The sequence below is a fragment of the Sphingomonas faeni genome (assembly GCF_030817315.1).
Classification (GTDB): Bacteria; Pseudomonadota; Alphaproteobacteria; order Sphingomonadales; family Sphingomonadaceae; genus Sphingomonas; species Sphingomonas faeni_C.
In genome coordinates this window covers 2,496,999-2,512,195 of record NZ_JAUSZF010000001.1, presented here as the reverse complement: position 1 = coordinate 2,512,195, position 15,197 = coordinate 2,496,999, and the positions used below count along the sequence as shown (strand labels likewise).

General features: G+C 66.1%; 12 protein-coding genes and 1 pseudogene. 9 read left to right on the top strand and 4 right to left on the bottom strand.

All coding sequences use genetic code 11. The features are described from left to right. Positions 1-2 precede the first annotated feature (2 nt). Entirely contained in the window at positions 3-2,420 is a 2,418-nt protein-coding gene (locus QFZ54_RS11615) for a TonB-dependent receptor (protein ID WP_307087226.1), read from the top strand. A 126-nt stretch (positions 2,421-2,546) separates the two neighbouring features. Here the strand turns inward: QFZ54_RS11615 and QFZ54_RS11610 are convergent, their stop codons facing one another. Then, complete coding sequence (locus QFZ54_RS11610) at positions 2,547-3,038, bottom strand: hypothetical protein (RefSeq protein WP_307087225.1); 492 nt, start codon at positions 3,036-3,038, stop codon at positions 2,547-2,549. 136 nt (positions 3,039-3,174) lie between these two features. On the opposite strand from QFZ54_RS11610, the gene QFZ54_RS11605 reads away from it, so the two are divergent. The 5 genes from QFZ54_RS11605 to QFZ54_RS11585 all read left to right on the top strand — a co-directional run bounded on the left by QFZ54_RS11605 (position 3,175) and on the right by QFZ54_RS11585 (position 8,895). After that, the gene (locus QFZ54_RS11605) at positions 3,175-6,381 is read left to right on the top strand and encodes an autotransporter outer membrane beta-barrel domain-containing protein (protein ID WP_307087223.1); all 3,207 of its coding nucleotides are present in this window, start codon (positions 3,175-3,177) and stop codon (positions 6,379-6,381) included. 79 nt (positions 6,382-6,460) lie between these two features. Continuing rightward, positions 6,461-6,733: a DUF1488 family protein gene (locus QFZ54_RS11600; protein ID WP_307087222.1), complete on the top strand. Its 273-nt coding sequence runs from the start codon at positions 6,461-6,463 to the stop codon at positions 6,731-6,733. A gap of 66 nt (positions 6,734-6,799) precedes the next feature. Then, positions 6,800-7,255: a hypothetical protein gene (locus tag QFZ54_RS11595; RefSeq protein WP_307087221.1), complete on the top strand. Its 456-nt coding sequence runs from the start codon at positions 6,800-6,802 to the stop codon at positions 7,253-7,255. Continuing rightward, positions 7,227-7,556, top strand: a complete 330-nt coding sequence (locus tag QFZ54_RS11590) for a hypothetical protein (RefSeq protein WP_307087219.1) — start codon at positions 7,227-7,229, stop codon at positions 7,554-7,556. The genes QFZ54_RS11595 and QFZ54_RS11590 overlap by 29 nt, the downstream gene beginning before the upstream one ends. A gap of 142 nt (positions 7,557-7,698) precedes the next feature. Then, entirely contained in the window at positions 7,699-8,895 is a 1,197-nt protein-coding gene (locus QFZ54_RS11585) for a multidrug effflux MFS transporter (protein ID WP_307089411.1), read from the top strand. Between the two features lie 6 nt (positions 8,896-8,901). Here the strand turns inward: QFZ54_RS11585 and QFZ54_RS11580 are convergent, their stop codons facing one another. After that, on the bottom strand, positions 8,902-10,377 hold the full coding sequence (locus tag QFZ54_RS11580; RefSeq protein ID WP_307087216.1) for a helix-turn-helix transcriptional regulator: 1,476 nt from the start codon (positions 10,375-10,377) through the stop codon (positions 8,902-8,904). A 172-nt stretch (positions 10,378-10,549) separates the two neighbouring features. Between QFZ54_RS11580 and QFZ54_RS11575 the strand changes: the two genes are divergently transcribed. The 3 genes from QFZ54_RS11575 to QFZ54_RS11565 all read left to right on the top strand — a co-directional run bounded on the left by QFZ54_RS11575 (position 10,550) and on the right by QFZ54_RS11565 (position 11,881). Beyond that, on the top strand, positions 10,550-10,819 hold the full coding sequence (locus QFZ54_RS11575) for a GlsB/YeaQ/YmgE family stress response membrane protein (RefSeq protein WP_307087214.1): 270 nt from the start codon (positions 10,550-10,552) through the stop codon (positions 10,817-10,819). Between the two features lie 85 nt (positions 10,820-10,904). Continuing rightward, positions 10,905-11,216, top strand: coding sequence for a hypothetical protein (locus tag QFZ54_RS11570; RefSeq protein WP_307087213.1), 312 nt, complete (start codon positions 10,905-10,907; stop codon positions 11,214-11,216). Between the two features lie 23 nt (positions 11,217-11,239). Beyond that, positions 11,240-11,881 (top strand): hypothetical protein, encoded by a 642-nt coding sequence (locus QFZ54_RS11565; protein ID WP_307087211.1) that lies wholly within the window; start codon positions 11,240-11,242, stop codon positions 11,879-11,881. Positions 11,882-12,008: 127 nt separating this feature from the next. Here QFZ54_RS11565 and QFZ54_RS20395 read toward each other — a convergent pair. Both QFZ54_RS20395 and QFZ54_RS11550 read right to left on the bottom strand, forming a co-directional pair. Further along, positions 12,009-13,677: pseudogene (locus QFZ54_RS20395) on the bottom strand (MFS transporter). A 49-nt stretch (positions 13,678-13,726) separates the two neighbouring features. Further along, a complete protein-coding gene (locus QFZ54_RS11550; protein ID WP_307087209.1) occupies positions 13,727-15,178 on the bottom strand; it encodes a DcaP family trimeric outer membrane transporter in 1,452 nt (483 codons plus the stop codon). Positions 15,179-15,197 lie beyond the last annotated feature (19 nt).

Genomic DNA, 15,197 nt, shown 5'->3' with positions numbered 1-15,197 from the left:
GGATGCGCGGATGTCTGGTCGTCGCGGCGCTCGCCGTCGCCGCTCCCGCGCAGGCGGGGCAGGGGGCGGTCGACCTGCCGGCAGGGCGTCTCGGCGATGCGGTGCTGGCGCTCGGGCGTCAGTCGGGGACGAGCATCGTCGTCGGCGATCCGGGACTTTGGGCGCGGCGTGTGCCGGCGGTGCGCGGGCGGATGAGCGCACGCGAGGCGCTCCACCGGCTCGCAGTCGCGGCAAACGCTGACGTCGCAGCGGCAGGACCGTTGGGATGGCGGCTCGTCGCGCGCGCGCCGCACGTCGCGATAGTCCGGGTGAAACGTCCGAAGATCGTGCCCGTGCCGGCACCGGCGGTCCAAGGCGCGGACATCATCGTCACCGGCAGCAAGCGCGACGTCCGGTTGCGCGATTTCGCGGGGCAGGTGGCGTTGCTCGACGGCGTCGATCTCGCGCTCGGCGGCGCGGGCGGGACCGAGGCGATTCTCGCGCGGCTGGCCAGCGTATCGTCGACGCATCTCGGCGCGGGGCGAAACAAGCTGTTCATCCGGGGCATCGCTGACTCCAGTTTCACCGGGCCGACGCAAACCACGGTGGGGCAATATTTCGGCGACCTGCGGCTGAGCTACAATGCGCCCGATCCCGATCTGCGGCTGTACGATATCGGCTCGGTCGAGGTGCTCGAAGGGCCGCAGGGAACGCTGTACGGCGCAGGCTCGCTCGGCGGGATCATCCGCACCGTGCCGAATGCACCGGAGCTGGGCGCGGTGTCGGCGACGATCGCAGGCGGTCTCTCGGCGACGTGGAACGGCGATCCGGGTGCTGACCTCGGCGCGACGATGAACGTGCCGCTCGGCGAGCGCGTGGCGCTGCGCGCCGTCGGCTACGGCGTGAGCGAGGGCGGGTATATCGACAATCCGGTACTCGATCGCCGCGACGTGAACCGGACGCGGATCGGCGGCGGCCGGGTGGGGCTGCGGCTCGATGCGGGGAATGGCTGGACGGTCGATGTCGGCGGGATCGGGCAATGGACCAAGGGCGACGATAGCCAGTACGCGGACCGCGACGCGCCGCCGCTGACGCGGTCGAGCGCGATCGTGCAGGGCTTCTCCGCGGACTACACGATGGGGCAGGTCGTCGTGTCGGGCTCGATCGGCGGGCTGAAGGTCAAATCGTCGACCGGGATCGTCAGCCAGACGCTGACCGAACGGTACGACGCGACCCTGCCAGCAGTCGATCCGACGCTACCGACTACCAACTGGCCTGCATTCGGCAGCCCCCTGACGTCAGCCCTTGGCAGCCCGCGTGTTTTCGCGCAGCGCAACGCGACCGACATGATCGCGAACGAGACGCGGGTATGGCGGCCTGTGCGGAACGGGTTCGGCTGGGTCGTCGGCGGCAGTTTCACGCATAACCGGACGCGCCTGTCGCGCTCGCTCGGTCCGGTCGATGCGCCCGCGCCAGTCACGGGCGTGACCAACAGCATCGACGAGGCGACGCTGTACGGAGAGGGGAGCGTGCAGTTGGTGCGTGGTTTGACCGCCACCGCCGGCGCGCGGGTCACGCGGGCATCTCTTGCAGGAACCGGAGAGGACGTCGCGCCGGCGCGGCTGGAGACGGTCGCGCTTGCCCGCGCACGCGTAACGGCCGACCGGATCGAGACGAGCGTACTCCCGTCCGCCTCGCTGATCGCTGCGGTGCTGCCGAAGGTGTCGCTGTACGGGCGGTATCAGCAGGGATTCCGCCCGGGCGGACTGGCGATCGAGAGCGATTTCGTGCGGCGGTTCGTGAACGATCGCGTGCGGACGTTGGAAAGCGGCATGCGCTTCGGGCTGGCGGGGGTCGATAGCGCGTATCTGTCGGCGAGCGTGTCGCATACGATCTGGCAGGATATCCAGGCCGACTTCATCGACGCGACGGGTCTGCCTAGCACGGCGAACATCGGCGACGGGCGGATCTGGACGTTCAGCGCGGCGGGTGGGTGGAAGCCGGTCGCCGGCCTGACGCTCGACGCAGGCTTCACCTACAACGACAGCCGCGTGACCGAGCCCAGCCCGGCGCTGTTCGTAGCGCTCGCGCGGATGAGCCAGGTGCCGAACATCGCGCGCTACGCCGGGCGGCTGGGGGCGGATTATCGGCGCGACGTCGGGCGTGACCTGGAACTGCGGGTCTATGGTTGGGCGCGCTATGTCGGCCGGTCGCGGCTCGGCGTCGGGCCGGTACTCGGCGAGGAGCAGGGGGATTATCTCGACACCGCGCTGACCGCACGGGTCGGGCGCCCATCATTGGGCCTGACGCTCGGTATAACGAACCTGACCGACAGCGTCGGCAACCGGTTCGCGCTCGGCACCCCGTTCCAGGTGGGGAGCGGGCAAATCACCCCGCAACGCCCGAGGACGGTGCGGGTCGGACTCGACGCCACCTTCTAACTCCCATCCCTGAAAGGGAGGGGTAGGGGGTGGGTCGGCTTCCACACATTCCAACGGTAGTGGCTCGAACGGGACTACCCACCCCCAGCCCCCCCTTTACGGAGGGAAGCTAGACGACGCCGTCGTTCACCCCTTCGCGTTGACCAACGCCCGCTGATCCGCGGGGAGCAGTGCAAGCGCCGTCTTGTAGCAATCTTCCACATGCGAATTGCCGACCAGCTTCATCGCGCCGAAGCTGATCGTCGCCGCCACCGCGGAACCCGCGAAGGGTACGAACTTCGCCATCGATCCCACCGCCACGCGAGCCCCGACGCGGCGGAGGAGCGCGACGACGATGCGCTTCGTCACCATCCGGCCGATCATGGTGTTCCCCAGGCTCGACGCCATCACCAGCGCCTGCTGCGCGATCTGCGGCTCCAGTTTCTGCACCTGCTCGTGATCGAGACCGAAGCGCTTGCTGATCTCGGGTAGCAGCTTGGTCAGCAGCCCGATGTCCGCGACGATATCCGCGCCGGGGATCGGCACGACCGCCGCGCCTGCCGACATCATCGAGCGCGTCGTGACGAGGCGCTTGCTGTCGTCGCGGATGCGGTCGAGTTCGGCGATGGTGGTGATCATGCTGGCATTTCCCTGAAGATCTCCGCCGCACAACGCGCCGCCTCGGCCATTGTGCCGCACGATAATACAGCACCGTTCAAGGTTCGCGGGCCGCGTCTCCGTCCTCTTCTCGAAAACACATCGAAAAGGGTTCCGTATGCGTCGTCTTCTGCTGACCACCACCTGCCTGTTCGCGGTAACGACGGGCGCCCAGGCACAGACCGTGATCGACACCAAGCGGACCGACACCGTGCGGACCTCGACGATCAAGGCTGGGGCGCCCGACAATATCCGCATCGCCGCCGCCGGTTCGGTAACGCCCACCACCGGCACCGCCGTAACGGTCGACAGCGTCAATTCGGTCGCCAACGAAGGCACGATCCAGGTCACCAACGCCGACGGCTCGACCGGCATTCTCGCCAACGCAGGCACCGGCGGCGGGATTACCAACGCGGCGACCGGCAAGATCATCATCGACGAAAGCTATGTCGCAACCGACACGGACAAGGACGGCGACCTCGACGGCCCGTTCGCGGCCGGCACAGGGCGGACCGGAATCCGTACCGCGGGCGCGTACACGGGCGCGATCGTCAACAGTGGCGCGATCACGGTGAAGGGCAATAATTCCGCGGGCATCTGGCTCGGCGGACCGCTGACCGGCGCGTTCACGCATGACGGCCAGACATCGGTCACCGGCAACGGATCGACCGGCGTGCGGATCGCCGACGTCACCGGCAACGTCCGGCTTGCAGGCACGATCGCCGCGATCGGGCAGGGCGCGGTCGCCGCGCGCGTCGATGGCGACATCACGGGCGCGCTGGTGGTACAGGGCGCGCTCGGTTCGACCGGCTATCGCTATGCGACGGCACCTGCCGACGTATCGAAGCTCGACGCCGACGACCTGTTGCAGGGCGGCTCCGCGCTCGTCGTCGCGGGCAACGTGTCGGGCGGCATCATCTTCGCGATCCCGCCGAAGGACGCGAGCACGACCGATACCGACGAGGACAAGGACGGTCTTCCCGACGCAACCGAAGGCTCCGCGGCGATCACCTCGTTCGGTGCGGCGCCAGCGGTACAGATCGGATCGGCCACGCGTGCCGTTGCAATCGGCGCGGTCGCGGGTACCGGGACCGGCTTCGGCCTGATCGTCGACGGCGGCATCGCGGGCAGCGGCGTCTATGGCGGGGTCGAGGGCAATGGTCTCGCGATCGGTGGTCTCGGCGGTGCCGTGACGATCGCAGGCGGGATCGGCGTCAACGGGACCGTATCGGCAACTGCGAACGGCGCGAGCACGACCGCGCTGAAGCTCGGTGCGGGTGCGTCGACCCCTGAAATCCGCAACGCCGGCACGATCTCCGCGGCAGGCGGCGGCACGGCGGCATCGCGCTCGACTGCAGTCTTGGTCGACGTAGGCGCATCGGTCGGCACGATCCGCAACAGCGGCACGATCAAGGCGACCGCGCAGGCTGCCGACGGCACCGCGATCGGTATCCTCGATCGGTCGGGCACCGTCACGCTGGTCGAGAACAGCGGCGGGATCGGCGCATCCGGCGCGCTGGCGACGTCCGAGCGCAACGTCGCGATCGACCTCTCGGCGAATACGACCGGCACCATCGTCCGCCAGACCGCGGTCGCGACCGGCATCACGGCGCCCGCAATCGTCGGCGACGTGCGCTTCGGCAGCGGCAACGACGTGTTCGACGTCGCAGATGGCACCGTCGCCGGTACCGCGCGCTTCGGCAGCGGCAACAACCGCCTCGCGCTTTCGGGCGATGCCAACTTCACCGGGGGCGCAGTGTTCGGTGCAGGCAACGACGCGCTCACGCTCGCGGGCACGTCGGTGTTCAGCGGCGCGGCGGACTTCGGCGGCGGCAGCGACACGCTGACGCTCGGCGGCACCTCGCGCTTCTCCGGCACGCTCGCCAATTCAGGCGGCCTCGCGGTCGCGGTCAACGGCGGCACGCTCGACATCACCAAGGCCGCCTCGATCGCGTCGCTGTCGGTCGGCGGCGGCGGTATCCTCGCCGTGACGCTCGACAAGACCGGCGGCACCAGCACGGCGATCCAGGTCGCGGGCACGGCTGCGTTCGACAAGGACTCGAAGCTCGCGCTGAAACTCACCAGCGTCGTCGATGCCGAGGGCCGCTACACCGTCCTGCGCGCGGGAACGCTGACGGGTGCCGCAAACCTCACCGCGACCACGACGCTGCTCCCGTTCCTCTACAAGGGCAGCATCGCGACCGGCACGGGCAACGATCTCGCGGTCGATGTCGCACGCAAATCGTCGACCGAACTCGGCCTCAATCGCTCGCAGGCGTCGGCGTATGACGCGATCTACAAGGCGCTCGGAAACGACGCGAAGGTCGGCGGCGCGTTCCTCAACATCACCGAGGCCGACGCGTTCCGCGGCTCGATCCGCCAGATGCTGCCCGACCATGCGGGCGGCACGTTCGAAGCCGTAACGATGGGGTCGCGTGCGACCGCTCGCCTGCTCGCCGACCCGCACGGCCCGTTCAAGGACGAAGGCAAATGGGGCTATTGGGTGACCCAGGTCGCCTGGGGAACGTCGAAGAGCATCGCCGATACCGCGGGCTACGACATAAGCGGCTGGGGCGTCTCGGCAGGCGCCGAGTACAAGACCGGCGTCGGCAATTTCGGTACCTCGTTCGCGTATCTGAACGGACAGGACGCCGATGACGGCACTAACAACGAAGTGCGGTCGAACCAGTATGAGCTTGCCGGATACTGGCGTGGGCATTGGGGCGGTCTGCAGGCAAACGCCCGTGCGTCGGGCGCCAAGATCCAGTTCGCAGGTTCACGTGATTTCAGCGGTGCGATCGGGACCGAGGCGGTTGCGCGCACCGCCAACGGCGACTGGGACGGTACGCTGTACGCGGCGTCCGGCGGCCTGTCGTACGAGGCCGGCACCGGCGTGTTCACCTTCCGCCCGGTCCTTGCGATCGATTACTACAAGCTCAAGGAGGACGGCTATAGCGAGACCGGCGGCGGCAAGGCGATCGACCTGGTCGTTCAGTCGCGCAGCAGCGACGAGCTGGCGGTCACCGGCAGCGGCGCACTCGGGCTGAACTTCGGCGGACCTAAGTTCGAGAATGGCTGGTTCCGCGTCGAAGCCGAAGGCGGCCGTCGCCAGATCGTCGGCGGCGGTCTCGGCGCTACCACCGCATCGTTCGAAGGCGGCCAGTCTTTCACGCTGACCCCCGACAAGCGGACCAGCGGCTGGGTCGGCAAGCTGCGCGGCGTCGGCGGCAACGGCATCTTCCGGATGGGTGGCGAGTTCAACGCCGAGCAGCAACAGGGCCGCGTCGCGCTGTCGCTGCGTGCCAGCCTGCAGATCGGACTGTAAGACGGCGGCACTTTCCGGGGGCGGGGCATGGCTCGATTCCGCCCCTGGACTGTTGTCGGCGCATAGCAGGAGCGAAGATATGGCCGAAGACCGTTTGAACATCGACGTGAAGACTCTCGAGGACAACAGCGACCTGCGCCAGGTCGAGTTCGAGGCCGAAGTGAGCGAAGAACGCTATCAGTTCGCAGTCCAGTACGACGTGCTCGAAGCGCTCAGCACGGTATCGCCCGAAGGCGACGCCGTGACGATCTTCAAACAGCATGCCGAAGAGATCGCCGAACTCGGCGTCGTCGCACTGGCGCGCGATCCCGACCAGGAGATCGTCGTCATCAGCGAAAACGATCTGGACTAGCGCCGGCTTCCGGCCGATCCTGCCTATCGATCCGGCACTGTCGTCGGGAGGGTGGGGAGACGGATGATGAAATCGATCTGGACGAGCGTCGCGGTTGCGATGACGATCGCGGCGGGCACTGTGGCGGGCACGACCGCGGCGCAGGCGCAGAAGGTCAGTCCCGCGGTAACCAGCGCGCTGGCCAACCCTGCACGCGCCGATCAGCAGGGCGACGATGCCCGCCGCAAGGCCGCCGACGTTCTCGCGTTCTCCGGTGTGCGGCCGGGCAACGTCGTCATCGATTACCTGCCAGGCGCGGGATATTGGACCCGGATCTTCACCGGTGTCGTCGGACCCAAGGGGCATGTCTACGCAGTCTGGCCAGCAGCCGGCGCAAAATACGCCGAGAAGACGCTGCCGGCACTTCAGGCGCGTAACCTCGCCAACGTCACCGCCGTTGTCCAGACCACCAACCTGCCGACCTCGCCCCAAGCCGGTCGACCTGTTCTGGACCGTGCAGAATTACCACGACATCGCCAATAACGGTGGCGGCGAGGGCGCGTTGAAGGCATTCGATAAGGCGGTGTTCAACATGCTCAAGCGCGGCGGCATCTACGTCGTTATCGATCATGCGGACGCCCCCGGCAGCGGCCTGAGCGGCACCGAGACGCGGCACCGGATCGATCCGGCCGCGGTGAAGGCGCAGGTCCAGGCGGCAGGGTTCAAGTTCGTTGGCGAGTCGACCGCGCTGCGTAATCCGGCCGACGATCATACCAAGCCGGTGTTCGACCCCGCAATCCGCGGCACGACCGACCAGTTCGTCTACAAGTTCAAAAAGCCGTAAGCGCATCGGCGACTGGTCGACGGCATCCGTGCTCGTCGATCAGTTGCCATCGCAGATAAGCCGCCACCGTCGTTCGGGCGTGGCGTTCGAGACGGGACAGTCCTAAGCGACGTCGATGAACGACAAAATTGCTGCCCCATTGATGCGTCCAGGCGAGTTCGTCGCCTTCATCGCCGCGCTGATGGCGGTCAACGCGCTCGGCGTCGACCTGATGCTGCCGGCGCTCGCCGATATCGGTCACCAGCTCGGCATCGCCACTGCGAACCATCGCCAGTGGATCATCACCGCCTACATGCTCGGTTTCGGCGCAGGGCAGCTCGTCTACGGGCCGCTCGCCGATCGCTACGGCCGTCGCATCATCCTGCTCGTCACGCTCACCGGCTTCGTCGCGGCGAGCATCTTCGCGGCTGGATCGCAGACGTTTGCAGCCTTGTTGGGCGCACGCGTTCTCCAGGGGCTGATGTCGGCATCGACGCGCGTACTCGCGGTCGCGATCGTGCGGGATCGGTATTCGGGTCGCCAGATGGCGCGCACCTTGTCCGTGGCGCAGATGATCTTCTTCCTGGTGCCCATCATGGCGCCCAGCCTCGGGCAGGTGTTGCTCGCATTCGGTCCGTGGCGGTTCATATTCTACGCGCTGGCAGGCTTTGCGGCGTTCGTCCTCGCCTGGTCGGTAACGCGGTTGCGTGAATCGCTGCCGATCGAGCGCCGGTCGCCGCTGTCGCTCGCGTCGCTCCGTCAGGCATACACGCTGACGCTGACCAATCGGTATTCGGCTGGCTATGCGGTCGCGGCGTCGATGACGTTCGGCGGGATCATCGCATTCGTCTCGTCGGCGCAGCAGATCTTCGTCGACGAGTTCCATGCCGGCGAGCGGTTCACGATCCTGTTCGCGGTCTGCGCGTTTTCGATGGGCTGCGCGTCGTTCGCCAACAGTCGGCTGGTCGAGCGGCTCGGCACGCGGCTCATATCGCAGGCTGCGGTGCTCGGGTTGATCGCGCTGTCGGTGATCCACATCGGCGTGATCGCGGCGGGGTCGGAATCGTTGTGGACCTACATGCTGTTCCAGGCGCTGAGCATGACGTGCATCGGCCTGTGCGGCTCCAATTTCGGCGCGATGGCAATGGAGCCGGTCGGGCATATCGCCGGCACCGCGTCCTCGATCCAGGGGTTCATCACCAGCGTCGGCGCGGTGATCGTCGGGTCGCTGATCGGCCAGTCGTACAATGGCACGACCTATCCGCTGGCGATCGGCTATCTTGCGATCGGACTCGGCGTGCTGGCGGTGGTGTACGTGGTCGAAGGCGGCAAGCTGTTCCACGCGCACCACAAAGCCTGATGCGCGTTACGCCCCGACGCCGCGTTCGTGCGCCCAGACGATCGCGGCGCTGCGCCGGTTGACGCCGATCTTGGCATAGAGCCGCGCGACATGGTTTCGGACCGTGTTGCGTGAAAGATCGAGCCGGGTGGCGATCGCGGCATCGTCGAGGTCCTGGCAGATTAGTTCGAGAACCTCGCGCTCGCGCTTGCTGAGTTCGGTGGTCGGGGGCGTGGCGCCAGAGCCAGCGCGCGGATTTCGCAGGGTCGCCAGCTTGTCCATGATCGACCGGCTGAGCCAGTTGGCGTCCTTCATCACCGCGTCGATCGCCCCGACGAGTTCGAGTTCGCCGCGGCGGCGTGCCGATATGTCCTGATACAGCCACAAGACGCAGGGCGTGCCGTCGATGCTGATCCGTTCGGCGGAAACCAGGCAGTCGAGTATTTCGCCGTTCTTGTGGAGCAGGCGGACGTCGTGGCCGCGAATACCGTTCCGCTCGCGGATCTCGGTTTCCAGCTCCACGCGCTGAGCGGCATTGTTCCAAAGCTGGAGATCGTCCGCGATCCGGTCGACGACCGCGTGATCGGTGTAGCCGGTGAGGCTCTTGAACGCGGCGTTCACCTCCACGATGCGGTTCTCGTCACCCTTGGTGATGACCATCGCGACCGGGGCCATCTCGAACACCGACGCGAAATGCCGTTCGCTGGCCTGCAACGCCATTTGTGCGCGACGTCGGGGTTCGAGGTCGGCGAACGTGAACAGCAGGCAATCTTCGTTGGCGAGTTCGATCGGCTGGCCCGCGAGGATGACCAGCGTCTTGTCGCCCCCCGCGAGCGGCAGCTCCGCCTCCAGTTGCGGGACGGTCTTGCCCGCGGCGACGCGTTCCTTGACGAACGGTTTGCGCTCGACCTCGGCGAGGAAGTCGAGATCGAACAGCGTCTTGCCGACGATCTGGTCTCGGTCGTAGCCGGACAGATCGAGGAACCCCTGGTTGACCAGCACATAGCGCTGGTCGGCGACCCGCATGATGAGGGCAGGGGCGGGGTTCGCATGGAACATCGCCTCGAACCGGTCTTCCGCATCGAACCGTTCGGAGACGTCGTTGATGACCATCCCCAGGCAATCGGGATCGCCGCCGTCCTCGTCCATGACGATGTCGCGGACCTGATGCACCCAGCGCGGCTCGTCCGCATTCGGCGACGAGACCTCGACGATCAGGTCGGGAAAGCTTTCGCCGGCTAGCAGCCGCATCAACGGGTATTCGCGGCGTGGCAGCTTGCGACCGTCTCGGTACCGCAACCGGAAGCGCGCCGCGTAATCGTCCGCGGTCTCGCCCAGATCGGCCAACGCCTTGACGCCGTGCATCTTCAGCGCGGCCGGGTTCGCGCTGAGGATCATGCCGGTCGGATCCATCAGGATCACCCCTTCGAGCAACCCGGTCATGAGCTGTTCGAGGTGATGCAGCGTCGGGGCATGAAGCGGCTTGCCGTTGGTCTTGGTCATGCCTGTCCAGCGACCAAAAGGGGGCTCCGGTTCCGCGCCGGCTGCCACATTTGTACCAACGCACCCGGTATGTGAGCACCAATCACAAAACCCGGCATATCGGCCGAAACTGAACGGATCGACGATCCCGACTGTTGAGCCTCCTGTACAATCACCATCCAGGAACCTCACTATGAACCTCATCATCCTCCTAATAGTCGGCGGCCTCATCGGTTGGGTCGCCAGCATGATCATGCGCACCGATGCGCAGCAGGGTATCTTCCTCAACATCGTCGTCGGTATCGTCGGCGCGCTGCTGGCCGGCTTTCTGATCACGCCGCTGATCGGTGGCGCATCTATCATGGACGGCGCGGTCAATATCCAGTCGATCCTGATCTCGCTGGTCGGCGCGGTGATCCTGCTCGCGATCGTCAACATGTTTCGTCGCGGTACGGTTCGCTGATCGGACCGGGAGGCGGCGTGGTCGACATGCCGCCTCCCCCCCGCCAACGCCCCCGTTTCAAAAACCAAAGGCTTAGGAGAGTATCATGGCCGTTCGAGCATCCATGGCATGCGGCGCAATACTGCTGGCCTCCAGCGCCCTCGCCCAGACCGCGACGCACGCCGGCGCACACAACCCCGCCGTCAAGAACAACGATGCCGCCCATGTCGCGGCACCGGCCAAGGGGGCCAATTCCTTCTCTGAGGACCAGGCCCGTGGTCGCCTGACCAAGGCCGGTTATCAGTCGGTCTCGCGCCTGACGAAGGACAAGGACGGCGTCTGGCGCGGCAGCGCGACTAAGGCCGGCAAGAAGGTCAATGTCGGGCTCGACTACAAGGGCAACGTGACCGCGCGCTGATCCATTTTCCCAGGAGAGAAACGATGACCAAGACCCTTACCCGCCTGTTCGACGATTACTCGGATGCCAAGGCCGCGCTGAACGATCTGGAGCGCATCGGCGTATCGCATGACTCGATCAGCATCGTCGCGAACAACGCCGACGGCGCGCACGGCGATCACGACACGTCGCTAGACGACGTCAACGATCGCGGCGACGTCAGCCGCGGTGTCTCGACTGGTGCGGCCGTGGGCGGGGTCGGTGGCCTGCTCGCTGGGCTCGGCCTGCTCGCGATCCCGGGCTTGGGACCGATCGTCGCGGCTGGTTGGCTCGCATCGACCGTGGTCGGTGCCGGCATCGGTGCGGCTGGCGGTGCTGCAACCGGTACGATCGTCGGTGCACTGAAGGACGCGGGTCACACCGATGACGAAGCCCATGTCTATTCGGAAGGCGTCCGTCGCGGCGGTACCTTGCTGAGCGCACGCGTCGACGACAGTCTGGCCAACGAGGCCGAAGCGGTGCTCGATCGCCATCGTTCGGTCGATGCGACCACGCGTGGTGCGGCGTATCGCCAGGATGGCTGGTCGCGCTTCGACGAGGCGGCGCCTGCGTACACGCGCGACGAAGTGGTTGCCGAGCGTGGCCGCTATGGTTCGGTATCGTCGACGAACTCGACGACCTACTGAACGACGCCTTCACCATCCTTGCCGCCAGCGTATCGGGCGGCGGGCGTGACAGCGTCCAAATAGCGAAGGGGTCGGTTTGGGCTCAACCAAACCGACCCCTTCGTCGTTCAACTGCAGGCCGAAAACCCTAGCCGTGCAGCGACCTGCGGAACGTCTCGGGCAGGAATACGAGCCCCACAACCGCCGTCACCGCGCAGGCGAGGATCGGATACCAGAGGCCGTAATAGATGTCCCCGGTCGCCGCGACCATCGCGAACGCCGCCGTGGGCAGGAACCCGCCGAACCAGCCATTGCCGATATGATAGGGCAGCGACATCGACGTGTAGCGGATCCGCGTCGGGAACAGCTCGACCAGCAACGCCGCGATCGGGCCGTAGACCATCGTCACGTAGAGCACGAGCAGGACGAGGATCGCGATGACCATCGGCTTGTTGATCTGCGCCGGGTCCGCCTTTTCAGGGTAGCCGACCGCGGTAAGAGCGGTCTTCACTTCGGTACCAAACGTCTTGATGGCCGCCGCCTTTTCGGGCCCCGAAACCACCGCCGGGTTGACGACTGGGATGGTCGCGCCGCCGATGTTGATCTGCGCGACGGTGCCGGCCGGTGCGATCACGTTGGTGTACGAGATGCCGGCCTTTGCGAGATACGACTTGGCGATGTCGCACGAGCTGCTGTCGAACTTGTTCTTGCCGACCGGATCGAACTGCACCGAACACTCGTCGGGGTTGGCCACAACCGTCACCGGCGAATTCGCCTGTGCTGCATAAAGTGCGGGGTTGGCGGCCTTCGACAGCGCATGGAACAACGGCATGTACGTGAGTGCCGCGAGCGCGCAGCCGGTCAGGATGATCCACTTCCGCCCGATCTTGTCCGACAGCCAGCCGAAGAAGATGAACGCGGGCGTGGCGATCAGCAGTGCGATCGCGATCAGGATGTTGGTGGTCGGCCCGTCGACGCGGAGATTCTTCTCGAGGAAGAACAGCGCATAGAACTGGCTCGTGTAGAACACGACGCCTTGGCCGACGACCGCACCGAATAGCGCGATCAGCACGACCTTGAGGTTGCTCCATTGCCCGAACGCCTCGGTCAGCGGTGCCTTCGACGTCTTGCCCTCGTCCTTCATCTTCTGGAACACCGGGCTCTCTTCGAGCTGCATGCGGATCCACAAGGACACCGCCAGCAACGCGATCGAAACGATGAACGGGATGCGCCAGCCCCATGCCGCGAACGCCTCTTCGCCGACCAGGGTGCGGACGCCGATCACGATCAGCAACGCCGCGAACAGGCCGAGCGACGCGGTGGTCTGGATGAAGCTGGTTGAACAGCCCGCGCTTCTTGTCAGGCGCATGCTCGGCGACATAGGTCGCGGCACCGCCGTACTCGCCGCCGAGCGCGAGGCCCTGCAATAGGCGCAATACCACCAGCGCGATCGGCGCGGCGACGCCGACCGACGCGTAGCTCGGGAGCAGGCCGACCAGGAACGTCGACAGGCCCATGATCGCCATCGTGACGAGGAAGGTATTCTTGCGCCCGACGACATCGCCGATCCGCCCGAACACCAGTGCGCCGAACGGCCGCACCGCGAACCCGGCTGCAAACGCGGCAAGCGCGAAGATGAACCCGGTCGTCTCGTTGACGCCAGAGAAGAACTGCGCGGTGATGATCGTCGCGAGCAGGCCGTAGAGATAGAAATCATACCATTCGAACACCGCACCCAAGGAAGATGCGATGATGATCAACGGCTGGCTCTGCTTCACGTGACCAAGGGGCGATGCGTCCCCGGTTGTCGTTGCCATGGCGGTATCCTCTCAGGTGGAGCGGTGGGGATTCTGGAGCGTTGGGCAATCAGAACCCGTATTTGAATGCGAATTCGAGGCGGTCGAGCGCGCCGGTGTCACCCGAGACGAGCTCACGGACGGCGTGGCGGTACTCCATGCCGATGTCGAAGCCCTTGCCCGGCGACCAGAACAGATTGGCGGCGCCGCCATAGGACTTGGCGTTGGCCAGCCCGGTGACGATCACTCCGGCCGGATAATTGGCCGACTGGTAGCTGCCCATCACCGTCGAGTGGATCGCATCGGTCCAGCCGATCCGCAGCGCCGCGAAACCCGCGAAATTGTCGATCCGCTCGAGCTGGGTCGCGGTGCCGCCGTAGATCGCGTCGGGGACGTATCCCAAACCCAGGTACCGGCCGATGCCTTGCCCATAGGTCGCCATGAAGCGGAGGTCGTGACGCTTGCCGATCGGAATCTTGCCCGACCCGGAAACACCCCAGCCGAAGGCGGTGTCGCCGCTGCCCAGCGTATCGGTACGCAGTTCGCGCGCGATGCCGGCCAGCGCGAAATCGCCGAATGTCGGCTTCCAGTTCACCCGTGCCACCACATCGGGCAGGCGATCGTCGTCCGTGTCGACCAGTGCCGCGTTGGCCGGCAGCGCGGTTTCCGTTTCGGGGTTCTCGGCCGCGATCTGCAACGTCAGCCCGGCCCGCAAGGGTATCGAGTAACGGACCAAGGCTTGACGATTGAACACCGTGCCGTCCAGCGGTCCGACGAAATCGGTCGTCTCCGGCAGCACTGCGATGTTCTGGAAGGTCGACCATTCCTGCCCGACCAAAAGATTGCCATATTCGATGAAGCCACGGCGGAAGGTGGGCGTGTAGGGATTGGTCGCACGCTGCGCCCCAACCGGCGCCGTCGCGAGCGCGAAATCGAACTCCACGAGCGTCTTGATGTCGGTACCGTTCATCGGGGTCGCGGTGCTGAACAACAGGCGGGTCTGGCGGGCGGAGAGGAGCAGATCCTGGCTCGAGAACCCGCCGCCGACCGGAATCTGCTGCGGTAGAAAGAACTCCTTACCCAGCCCCCCGACCGCGGCCTCGCCATCGTTATAGCGGCTGGCAATGACGTTGAGGCGAACGAAGCCGCCCAGCTTGACCGTGGTGTTACCGACGCGAAAACCGTCGGTCGGTGCCGAGTTTGCTGCGACAGGCCTAGCCTGGGCGACATTGGTCGCGCCGGGCGATCTGCCGGGCGACTCGGGTGCCGCGCTCATCGAAGACGCGGTCATGGGATTGGTGGTCATGGGAGACGCGCTCGTCGGAGCAGAGGCAATCGGCGCAGGCGCAGACGTCGCGCGTGCCGCGTTCAACTCGCCGCGCAAATCCTGTACCGCTGCTTCGAGCATCTTCAGTCGTGTCTCGAGCTCGATCTCGCGTGCCGTCTGCGCCTGCGCCATACTCGGTACCAGCGCAGTTCCCGCAAGCAACGCGGTCAAGGCCAGCCTCGTCTTGAATGCCATCGGTGTCATCCCCGTCTCC

What these genes read in the sequence shown, in the direction of transcription:
- QFZ54_RS11580 (WP_307087216.1), bottom strand. Translation starts at nt 10,377, where the DNA reads ATGACCAAGACCAACGGCAAGCCGCTTCATGCCCCGACGCTGCATCAC.
- QFZ54_RS11550 (WP_307087209.1), bottom strand. Translation starts at nt 15,178, where the DNA reads ATGGCATTCAAGACGAGGCTGGCCTTGACCGCGTTGCTTGCGGGAACT.
- QFZ54_RS11565 (WP_307087211.1), top strand. Translation starts at nt 11,240, where the DNA reads ATGACCAAGACCCTTACCCGCCTGTTCGACGATTACTCGGATGCCAAG.
- QFZ54_RS11570 (WP_307087213.1), top strand. Translation starts at nt 10,905, where the DNA reads ATGGCCGTTCGAGCATCCATGGCATGCGGCGCAATACTGCTGGCCTCC.
- QFZ54_RS11595 (WP_307087221.1), top strand. Translation starts at nt 6,800, where the DNA reads ATGAAATCGATCTGGACGAGCGTCGCGGTTGCGATGACGATCGCGGCG.
- QFZ54_RS11615 (WP_307087226.1), top strand. Translation starts at nt 3, where the DNA reads ATGCGCGGATGTCTGGTCGTCGCGGCGCTCGCCGTCGCCGCTCCCGCG.
- QFZ54_RS11610 (WP_307087225.1), bottom strand. Translation starts at nt 3,038, where the DNA reads ATGATCACCACCATCGCCGAACTCGACCGCATCCGCGACGACAGCAAG.
- QFZ54_RS11605 (WP_307087223.1), top strand. Translation starts at nt 3,175, where the DNA reads ATGCGTCGTCTTCTGCTGACCACCACCTGCCTGTTCGCGGTAACGACG.
- QFZ54_RS11585 (WP_307089411.1), top strand. Translation starts at nt 7,699, where the DNA reads ATGCGTCCAGGCGAGTTCGTCGCCTTCATCGCCGCGCTGATGGCGGTC.
- QFZ54_RS11575 (WP_307087214.1), top strand. Translation starts at nt 10,550, where the DNA reads ATGAACCTCATCATCCTCCTAATAGTCGGCGGCCTCATCGGTTGGGTC.
- QFZ54_RS11600 (WP_307087222.1), top strand. Translation starts at nt 6,461, where the DNA reads ATGGCCGAAGACCGTTTGAACATCGACGTGAAGACTCTCGAGGACAAC.